General features: G+C 70.7%; 8 protein-coding genes, 1 pseudogene and 2 riboswitches. Of the genes and pseudogenes, 4 read left to right on the plus strand and 5 right to left on the minus strand.

Translation table 11 applies throughout. The features are described 5' to 3' along the window. Nucleotides 1–23: 23 nt before the first annotated feature. The 4 genes from ACWDEN_RS37665 to ACWDEN_RS37680 form a co-directional block, all read right to left on the minus strand. Nucleotides 24–1,022: an ABC transporter permease gene (locus tag ACWDEN_RS37665; protein ID WP_351619503.1), complete on the minus strand. Its 999-nt coding sequence runs from the start codon at nt 1,020–1,022 to the stop codon at nt 24–26. A 374-nt stretch (nt 1,023–1,396) separates the two neighbouring features. Next, on the minus strand, nt 1,397–2,188 hold the full coding sequence (locus tag ACWDEN_RS37670; protein ID WP_351619505.1) for an enhanced serine sensitivity protein SseB C-terminal domain-containing protein: 792 nt from the start codon (nt 2,186–2,188) through the stop codon (nt 1,397–1,399). 125 nt (nt 2,189–2,313) lie between these two features. Next, a complete protein-coding gene (locus tag ACWDEN_RS37675; RefSeq protein ID WP_351619508.1) occupies nt 2,314–3,105 on the minus strand; it encodes an enhanced serine sensitivity protein SseB in 792 nt (263 codons plus the stop codon). Nucleotides 3,106–3,171: 66 nt separating this feature from the next. Then, nucleotides 3,172–3,816, minus strand: coding sequence for an AAA family ATPase (locus ACWDEN_RS37680; protein WP_450862418.1), 645 nt, complete (start codon nt 3,814–3,816; stop codon nt 3,172–3,174). Nucleotides 3,817–3,994: 178 nt separating this feature from the next. Then, nucleotides 3,995–4,092, plus strand: a riboswitch (glycine riboswitch). After that, a riboswitch (glycine riboswitch) is annotated at nt 4,093–4,205 on the plus strand. It begins immediately after the preceding riboswitch. Nucleotides 4,206–4,249: 44 nt separating this feature from the next. Here ACWDEN_RS37680 and gcvT point away from each other — a divergent pair. The 4 genes from gcvT to ACWDEN_RS37700 all read left to right on the plus strand — a co-directional run bounded on the left by gcvT (nt 4,250) and on the right by ACWDEN_RS37700 (nt 8,618). Then, complete coding sequence (gene gcvT / locus ACWDEN_RS37685) at nt 4,250–5,377, plus strand: glycine cleavage system aminomethyltransferase GcvT (RefSeq protein WP_450862420.1); 1,128 nt, start codon at nt 4,250–4,252, stop codon at nt 5,375–5,377. A gap of 108 nt (nt 5,378–5,485) precedes the next feature. Further along, a complete protein-coding gene (gene gcvH / locus ACWDEN_RS37690) occupies nt 5,486–5,863 on the plus strand; it encodes a glycine cleavage system protein GcvH (RefSeq protein ID WP_351623310.1) in 378 nt (125 codons plus the stop codon). Between the two features lie 14 nt (nt 5,864–5,877). Beyond that, the gene (glyA, locus tag ACWDEN_RS37695) at nt 5,878–7,146 is read left to right on the plus strand and encodes a serine hydroxymethyltransferase (RefSeq protein ID WP_450862422.1); all 1,269 of its coding nucleotides are present in this window, start codon (nt 5,878–5,880) and stop codon (nt 7,144–7,146) included. Nucleotides 7,147–7,250: 104 nt separating this feature from the next. Continuing rightward, nucleotides 7,251–8,618, plus strand: a complete 1,368-nt coding sequence (locus tag ACWDEN_RS37700) for an L-serine ammonia-lyase (RefSeq protein WP_351623306.1) — start codon at nt 7,251–7,253, stop codon at nt 8,616–8,618. Between the two features lie 246 nt (nt 8,619–8,864). Here ACWDEN_RS37700 and ACWDEN_RS37705 read toward each other — a convergent pair. After that, nucleotides 8,865–9,062: pseudogene (locus ACWDEN_RS37705) on the minus strand (SAM-dependent methyltransferase); the annotation flags it as partial. Between the last annotated feature and the right edge of the window lie 97 nt (nt 9,063–9,159).

Here is a 9,159-nt window from a genome sequence, read left to right on the forward strand (position 1 = left end):
GGAAAGCCCCCTCTATCGATGGATCACTTGCTGCGAGGATCGAGCGCATCACGCAGCCCGTCACCCAGCAGATTGAAGGCCAGGACGGTGATGAAGATCGCCAGTCCGGGCACGAACATGTACTGCGGATCTGCGGTGTAGAGATCCACGGCGTTGCTGAGCATGCCGCCCCAGGAGGCCTGCGGCGGAGCGATGCCGACTCCGAGGAAGCTCAGCGCGGCCTCGAAGAGGATGTTCGTCGGGATGATCAGCGTCGAGTAGACGAGGATCGGCGCGACGAGGTTGGGGAGCAGTTCCCGGAACAGGATGTACGGACCGCGGGCTCCCAGGCTGGTGGCGGCCTCGACGAACTCCCGCCTGCGCAGGGTCATCGTCTGAGCGCGCACGATACGCCCGATGTACGGCCAGCTGAAGAAGCCGATCACGAAGATCAGCACGGAGATCCGCAGGGGCAGACCGTTGAGCCCGAAGAAGCCGTCCTGCACGGAGGCCGAGATGGCGATGGCGAACAGCAGCAGCGGGAACGCCAGGAAGGTGTCCATGAGCTTGCTGATGAGACTGTCGACCCAGCCGCCGTAGTAGCCGGCGATGACGCCGAGCACGGTGCCGATGACCACCGAGAGGAGGGTGGCGCCACCTGCGACCAGGAGGGAGACCCAGGAGCCGTCGATGATGCGGGCGAGCATGTCGCGGCCGTACTGCGGGTCCACACCCAGCGGGTGGGCCAAACTCATGCCGCCCCAGCCGCTCTTGGGTGCGAGGAGCGCCGGGTCGATGAGATCCTGGTGGAACTTGTCCGGGTCGAGCCCGAAGATCCACTCGATCGGCTTGGCGAACACCGCCATCAGCACGAGCAGGATGACGACGACCCCGCCTGCCACGGCGACCTTGTCCCGCTTGAACCGGGTCCAGGCGATCTGGCTGAGTGAACGCCCTTCGATCTGGCTCTTCTTGGCCCCGGCGAGCACGGACTCGGGAGGCGCTCCGGCCTCCGCGCCGGTGGTCTCGATCGGTGCGGTCACTGTTGACCTGACCCCTCTCGCCGGTGGTGACCGGCCTTTGTCCGCCGCTGTGGGCGGCTTGGTTCACTTACCTGCGCCGGCCGCACGTGGGTGACGGCCCAGAGATCCAGCTGTTCCTGTGACTGGTTCGATCACAGGATCGATGGCCTCGCGTCTTGAGAGGCGAGTCTTCAACGCGCTCTCGATCACGCGCCAGATCTGATGGAGAAAGTATGCGTAAACGTGATGCCGCCTAGGGGAATCCGTTATCCGAACAGGGAAGATCGCCTGTCGGACGGAGAACATGAGGGGCACTCCGCCTCGAACCGGGCGGCCGGACAGGGCAGTTGAGAGCCCCGGAGACGCCATGGTGACCGGCGTCACAGAGGTGCGGCTCAGTAGGGCCGCGGGCTCGTGTATCCGTATCCGGGACCGGCGGCCGGCGCCGGGGCCGCGTGGGCCTCGCGGTCGTAGAAGGGCCGGGCGTTGGCCCGCATCCACATCACGACCGGGTCGTAGTCGTCGGTCATGGCGACCGTCGACACCGGCAGGCCCTCCGGGACCGCGCCGATGGACTGCTGCATCATCGCGCGGACCGAGTCGACCGCGGCCGGGGAGGTGTCGTACACGTCGAGGCCGATGGCGAGGTACGGCGCGCCGAGCGCCGGCTGCACCCAGGCGCGGCGCAGGGAGCGCAGGGCCGGGGTGCGGTGGGCGTTCTGCGCGAGGAGGGCGTAGAACTGCGGGATCTCGATGCCGGGTTCGGTCAGCCGGAGGGGGCCCGCGGGCTGGCGGTCCAGGCCCGTGGCGATGCGGCGCAGGTCCAGCCAGGGGATGCCGACGCCGCCGCCGGGGGCGTGCGGGTTGAGCCAGAGGCCGTAGTGGTCGGGATAGAGGGTGCGGGCCACGTCGAGCCCGTCGACGACCTCGTACGACCGGTTCCAGCCGCTGGCCGAGAGTTCCTGGGCGGAGGTGACGCAGGGGGCGTAATGGAAGCCGTCGACCTCCATGTTCCCGTACTGGGCGTCCGGGGAGCCGGCCTGGCCGTGCCACAGGAGCATCCAGATCTGGCCGGAGGACGGGGTGGCGAGGGCGCGGAGCAGGGCCTCGTAGGCGTCGTAGCGGCCGGGGGTGACCTGGCGCAGCGTGTGTTCCACGCTGACGCTGCCGCTGTGGCTCGCGCTCACCTGTCGTGCCCTTCTTCTTGTGCCCCGGTGTCGGGAGACAGCTTATGCGCCTCCTGGCCCGGGGCCCCGGGTGCGTGCGCGGCGCAGCCGCATACAGAACACAGCCTCGCGCCCCCTGGGGCAGTTCAGTGGCCGTACTGATAGAAGGGACGGACGTTCGACCTCAGCCATTCGGACACCGGGTCGTCCGTGACGTCCATGAGGACCAGGTTGACCGGCCACCTGACCGGGACTTTGCCGAGGGCTCTGCCCAGGGCCTGCAGGGGCAGGGTGCGCAGGTCGCCCTCCCACTGGGAGAGCTCCACGCCCACGAACATCACCGGGTCGTCCGTCTCTATGGCGGCCAGGCAGCGGCGGGCGGTGAGGACCACGCCGGTCCCGGCGAACTCGGCGGACGCGGCGGAGAGGAAGTCGACCGGGTCGTCCTGCCAGTCGGGTTCGAAGAGGCGGACCCGGGCGCCGGTGTTCGGGCCGTCCAACGGGGTACGGCCGGCCCGGCACAGCTCGGCCACCGCGGCGGGCGGGAGCGGGATGCCGACCAGCGCGTCGGGGTTGACCGCGAGGCCGACCTGCGGGGGCAGGCCGCGGGCGAACTCCACGGCGGGGGCGATGGTGTACGCCATGTGGGAGCCGGTCGCCTGGCGCAGCTGCTCCTCGGAGCTGAACACCGGGACGTAGGCCTGGCCGTCGATGTCCAGCGTGGGCAGGTCGAGGGCGCCGCTGTCCGGGCCACCGCCGGCCGGCAGCGGGATCCAGAGCAGGCTCCGCCCCAGCACCTCGATGATCCGGCCGGCCGCGGCGGGTATGCCGAGGGAGGCCGAGAGCACCTCCTCCAGTTCGTTGCCGGGCCAGCCGCCGTGCGGCTGGGGGTGCGCCTGTGCCGGGAAGTCCGCGGGAATGTCCGCCGGGAAGTCCATCTGCCTACCGCCTGCTGGGAACCACTGCTGTGACCATGAAGGCTATCGGGTGGCTGTGACAGCGCCTCACCTCGTGAACATGATCCGCTGCAGGGCGTCCGCCGCCGGGCGGTCCAGCAGCACGGCCGCGCCGCAGCCCGCGGGCAGCTCGCCGCGCTCGACCGCGGCGAGCAGCCGGGCGGTCGTACGGCGGTGGCGGCCAAAGGCGTAGACGGAGACGCCCCGGCCGCGCTCGCGCTGGCCCTCTCGCGCGGTGTCGGGGGTGACGTCGAGCAGAAGCAGATGGAGGGTGCCGCCACGGCGGCGGGCCTCGCGGGCGAGCCAGGCGCGCACCCAGCGCTGGGTGCCGCAGTCGTGCACGACGACGCCCTCGCCGGTGCGCAGGGCGCGGCGCAGACCGGCGTAGTGGGCGAGGCGGACCAGGGGGCGGTAGAAGGCGTACGGGAGGGCGCGGGGCAGGCGGGCCGCGAAGCGGTCGCGGGTGTCCTGGGAGTCGATGCGGCGGTCGGCGACCGCACGGCGCATCAGAGTGGACTTGCCGCTGCCGGGCAGCCCGGTGATCACGACCAGGTCGCGGGGGCCGAAGGTCAGGGCGCCGGGGCCGCGGCCCGCGCGGTCGCGCAGGTCACGGACGACCTGGGCCGCGGCGGAGCGCTGCCTCGGCACTGCGATGCCGGTGGTGACGGTGGCGTACACCGGGGTCCTGTTCACCGTGATCGTCCTCCCCCATGGGCTTGGCAATATTCATGCCCCGCACATGTAAAGGGACGGTAATGCACGATGCCCGGCGGTTACGTGCGCGTCCCGCCACAGCTCGGTTACAGATGCGGCCCTGACGGGCGGGGGTGCGGCGTGCAATGATGTGGCCGCCAACTGCATACCGGCCGTTTGAATCCGCGCGGGAGAGTTCCCAGCAGCCTTCGCTGGGACGCCGAAGGAGCAAGTCCCTCCCTTGAATCTCTCAGGCCCCGTTACCGCGCGGGCGAGGCACATCTGAAAAGCGGGCCGCTGCCGCAGTGGCTCCACCCAAGGTGCAAGCCGTGATCGTCCCCGTGGCGGTCCTGGCGAACCTCTCAGGTTCCGATGACAGATGGGGAGGACCGTTCCTCGCCCGTCCTGTCCTTCCCTGGGAGACGACCGACCGATGAGCAGTACCGAACCCACTGAGCTGCGCCACACCGCGCTCGATGCCCTGCATCGCTCGCTCGGTGCGACGATGACCGACTTCGCCGGCTGGGACATGCCGCTGCGCTACGGCTCCGAGCGCGACGAGCACATCGCCGTGCGGACGAAGGCGGGCCTCTTCGACCTCTCCCACATGGGCGAGATCACCGTCACCGGCGCCGCGGCGGCCGACCTCCTCAACTACGCCCTGGTCGGCAACATCGCCTCCGTCGGCGTGGGCCGCGCCCGCTACACCATGATCTGCCGGGCCGACGGCGGCATCCTGGACGACCTGATCGTCTACCGGCTGGCCGAGACCGAGTACATGGTCGTCGCCAACGCCTCCAACGCCCAGGTGGTGCTGGACGCCCTGGTCGAGCGTTCCGCCGGCTTCGACGCCGAGGTGCGCGACGACCGGGACGCGTACGCGCTGATCGCCGTGCAGGGCCCCGAGTCCCCCGGCATCCTGAAGTCCCTCACCGACGCCGACCTCGACGGCCTGAAGTACTACGCCGGCCTGCCCGGCACGGTCGCCGGCGTCCCGGCCCTGATCGCCCGCACCGGGTACACCGGCGAGGACGGCTTCGAGCTGTTCGTGAAGCCCGAGCACGCGGTCGAGCTGTGGCAGGCGCTGACCAAGGCCGGCGAGGGCGTCGGCCTGGTCCCGTGCGGCCTGTCCTGCCGGGACACCCTGCGCCTGGAGGCGGGCATGCCGCTGTACGGGCATGAGCTGACCACCTCCCTCACCCCCTTCGACGCCGGGCTCGGCCGGGTGGTGAAGTTCGAGAAGAAGGGCGACTTCGTGGGGCGCGAGGCGCTCACCGAGGCCGCCGCCGAGGCTGAGCAGAACCCGCCGCGGGTCCTGGTCGGCCTGATCGCCGAGGGCCGCCGGGTGCCGCGCGCCGGGTACGCCGTGGTCGCGGGCGGCGAGGTGATCGGCGAGGTCACCTCCGGCGCCCCCTCCCCCACCCTGGGCAAGCCGATCGCCATGGCCTACGTCGACGCGGCGCACGCGGTGCCGGGCACCGAGGGCGTCGGCGTGGACATCCGGGGCAGCCACGAGCCGTACGAGGTCGTGGCGCTGCCGTTCTACAAGCGCCAGAAGTAGACACTGGGCGCGGTCACTGTGTGACCCCGCGCACTTTCCGCTGCTCACCAGCGGTCTCAGCAGTCCCCCCTTCATCAGCACTTCCGCGCGTACAGGAGAATTCAGGCCATGAGCAACCCCCAGCAGCTGCGCTACAGCAAGGAGCACGAGTGGCTGTCGCCCGCCGAGGACGGCGTGTCGACGGTCGGCATCACCGAGTTCGCGGCCAACGCGCTCGGCGATGTCGTCTACGCCCAGCTCCCCGAGGTCGGCTCCACGGTGACCGCGGGCGAGACCTGCGGTGAGCTGGAGTCCACCAAGTCGGTCTCCGACCTGTACTCGCCGGTCACCGGTGAGATCACCGAGATCAACGAGGACGTCGTCAACGACCCTTCGCTGGTGAACTCGGCCCCCTTCGAGGGCGGCTGGCTGTTCAAGGTGCGCGTCGCGGAGGAGCCGGCCGACCTGCTCTCCGCCGACGAGTACACCGCCCAGAACGCCGGCTGAGGAGTCGTAGCCGTATGACCGTCCTGAACACGTCCCTGCACGAGCTGGACCCGGAGATCGCCGCCGCGGTCGACGCCGAGCTCGGCCGCCAGCAGTCCACGCTGGAGATGATCGCCTCCGAGAACTTCGCCCCGCTCGCGGTGATGGAGGCGCAGGGCTCGGTGCTGACCAACAAGTACGCCGAGGGCTACCCGGGCCGCCGCTACTACGGCGGCTGCGAGCACGTCGACGTCGCCGAGCAGATCGCCATCGACCGGATCAAGGAGCTGTTCGGCGCCGAGTACGCCAACGTCCAGCCCCACTCCGGCGCCTCCGCCAACCAGGCGGCGCTGTTCGCCCTCGCCCAGCCCGGGGACACCATCCTCGGCCTGGACCTGGCGCACGGCGGCCACCTGACCCACGGCATGCGCCTGAACTTCTCCGGCAAGCAGTTCAACGTGGTTGCCTACCACGTGGACGCCGAGACCGGCCTGGTCGACATGGCCGAGGTCGAGCGGCTCGCCAAGGAGCACCGCCCGAAGGTGATCATCGCGGGCTGGTCGGCGTACCCGCGCGAGCTGGACTTCGCCGCCTTCCGCCGGATCGCCGACGAGGTCGAGGCGTACCTGTGGGTCGACATGGCGCACTTCGCGGGCCTGGTCGCGGCCGGCCTGCACGCCAACCCGGTGCCGTACGCCGACGTGGTCACCTCCACCACGCACAAGACGCTCGGCGGTCCGCGCGGCGGCATCATCCTCGCCCGCGGCAAGGACTTCGCGAAGAAGCTGAACTCCTCCGTCTTCCCGGGCTTCCAGGGCGGTCCCCTGGAGCACGTGATCGCGGCGAAGGCGGTCTCCTTCAAGGTCGCCGCCTCGGAGGAGTTCAAGGAGCGCCAGCGTCGTACCGTGGAGGGTGCGCGCATCCTCGCCGAGCGCCTGACGGCGGCGGACGCGCGCGAGGCCGGCGTGAGCGTCCTGTCCGGCGGCACGGACGTGCACCTGATCCTCGTCGACCTCCGCGAGTCCGAGCTGGACGGCCAGCAGGCCGAGGACCGTCTCCACGAGGTCGGCATCACGGTCAACCGCAACGCGGTCCCGAACGACCCGCGTCCCCCGATGGTGACGTCGGGCCTGCGGATCGGCACGCCCGCCCTGGCGACCCGTGGCTTCACGGCCGAGGACTTCGCCGAGGTCGCGGACGTGATCGCCGAGGCGCTGAAGCCGTCCTACGACGCGGAGGCGCTCAAGGCGCGCGTGAAGGCGCTCGCCGACAGGCACCCGCTGTACCCGGGCCTGAACAAGTAGGCCCGGACAAGTAGATCCCGGGTGGGGCACTCGTGAGGACGGCGCCGCAAGGTGCCGGCGGGTGCCCCACCACCCCCCTGTTTTTGCTGTCTTGAGGAGTGACCGTGGCCATCTCGGTCTTCGACCTGTTCTCGATCGGCATCGGCCCGTCCAGCTCCCACACGGTCGGCCCGATGCGCGCGGCGCGGATGTTCGCCCGCCGCCTGCGCAACGAGGGGCTGCTGGAAAAGGCAGCTACCGTCCGGACGGAGCTGTACGGCTCCCTGGGCGCGACCGGGCACGGCCACGGCACCCCGAAGGCCGTGCTGCTCGGTCTGGCCGGCGACTCGCCGCGCACGGTGGACGTGGAGACGGCGGACGCGCGCGTGGAGGCGATCAGGACCGAGGGCCGGATCAGGCTCCTCGGCGAGCACGAGATCCCCTTCTCCTACGACAAGGATCTCGTGCTGCACCGCCGCAAGGCCCTGCCGTACCACGCCAACGGCATGACGCTGTGGGCGTACGACGCCTCGGGCGCGGAGCTGCTGTCGAAGACGTACTACTCGGTCGGCGGCGGCTTCGTGGTGGACGAGGACGCGGTCGGCGCGGACCGGATCAAGCTGGACGACACGGTCCTGAAGTACTCCTTCCGCACCGGCGACGAGCTCCTCCGCCTCACGAAGGAGACCGGTCTGTCGATCTCCTCCCTGATGCTGGAGAACGAACGGGCCTGGCGCACGGAGGAGGAGATCCGCGCGGGCCTGCTGGAGATCTGGCGGGTGATGCGCGAGTGCGTGCAGCGCGGCATGTCCCGCGAGGGCATCCTGCCCGGCGGCCTGAGGGTGCGCCGCCGCGCGTCCGTCTCCGCCCGCCAGCTGCGCGCCGAGGGCGATCCGCTGGCCCACGCCATGGAGTGGATCACGCTCTACGCGATGGCGGTGAACGAGGAGAACGCGGCCGGCGGCCGGGTGGTGACCGCCCCCACGAACGGCGCGGCGGGCATCATTCCGGCGGTCCTGCACTACTACATCAACTTCGTCCCCGGCGCCGACGAGGACGGCGTGGTGCGCTTCCTGCTGGCCGCGGGCGCGATCGGCATGCTCTTCAAGGAGAACGCGTCCATCTCCGGCGCCGAGGTCGGCTGCCAGGGCGAGGTCGGCTCCGCCTGCTCGATGGCCGCGGGCGCGCTGGCCGAGGTCCTCGGCGGCTCCCCGGAGCAGGTCGAGAACGCGGCCGAGATCGGCATGGAACACAACCTCGGCCTGACCTGCGACCCGGTCGGCGGCCTGGTCCAGATCCCGTGCATCGAGCGCAACGGCATGGCCGCGGTGAAGGCGGTCACCGCGGCGAAGATGGCCATGCGCGGCGACGGCTCCCACAAGGTGTCCCTGGACAAGGTCATCAAGACCATGAAGGACACCGGCGCGGACATGAGCGTGAAGTACAAGGAGACGGCGCGGGGCGGGCTCGCGGTGAACATCATCGAGTGCTGAGGATGTGGGCCCTGACCAGCGCGTGCGCTTCTTTCGGCGCTGTCAGGGCCTTCCCTGCTTACCCGGCGGAAAGTCCCCGGAATGTCGCACGTTCCGGCAAGCGAGGCAAGACGCGCCGTCCGGTGGTGCGGGGAACGCGCACCCCACACCGTGGTCCGGCGCTGCCATGCCAGGTGACCGTCCGGGGTGACCAGTTCGGTGGGCCTGCGTCGAGTGGTGTCTGCGCGAGCAGGAGGGGTGACGGTGTCAGGTCCGGGCCAGCAGCAGGTCCTCTCCGGTTGACGGGCGCAGGCCGTCGGTGCGGGCGGTGAAGTAGCGCTCGGCGAGCGAGGCGCCCGGGACGTGGCGGGCGTCCGTGAAACCGGCCTCGCGGGCCAGGTGCAGCATCTCGCCGGGGGTGTAGAAGCTGAGGAACGGCGTGCCCGCGCTCCGCGCGCCGGCCCGGCCGGCGCCCCGGCCCCCGCGCGGGGCCACCCCCCCCCAGGACACCCCCACCACGAAAGAAAATGCCACGGCCCCAACCGAAGAGAGGAGGGGATGG

This window comes from Streptomyces sp. NPDC001153 (assembly GCF_053598315.1).

Coding starts and splice junctions, on each gene's coding strand:
- gcvH (WP_351623310.1), top strand. CDS start 5,486: ATGAGCAACCCCCAGCAGCTGCGCTACAGCAAGGAGCACGAGTGGCTG.
- glyA (WP_450862422.1), top strand. CDS start 5,878: ATGACCGTCCTGAACACGTCCCTGCACGAGCTGGACCCGGAGATCGCC.
- ACWDEN_RS37675 (WP_351619508.1), bottom strand. CDS start 3,105: ATGGACTTCCCGGCGGACATTCCCGCGGACTTCCCGGCACAGGCGCAC.
- gcvT (WP_450862420.1), top strand. CDS start 4,250: ATGAGCAGTACCGAACCCACTGAGCTGCGCCACACCGCGCTCGATGCC.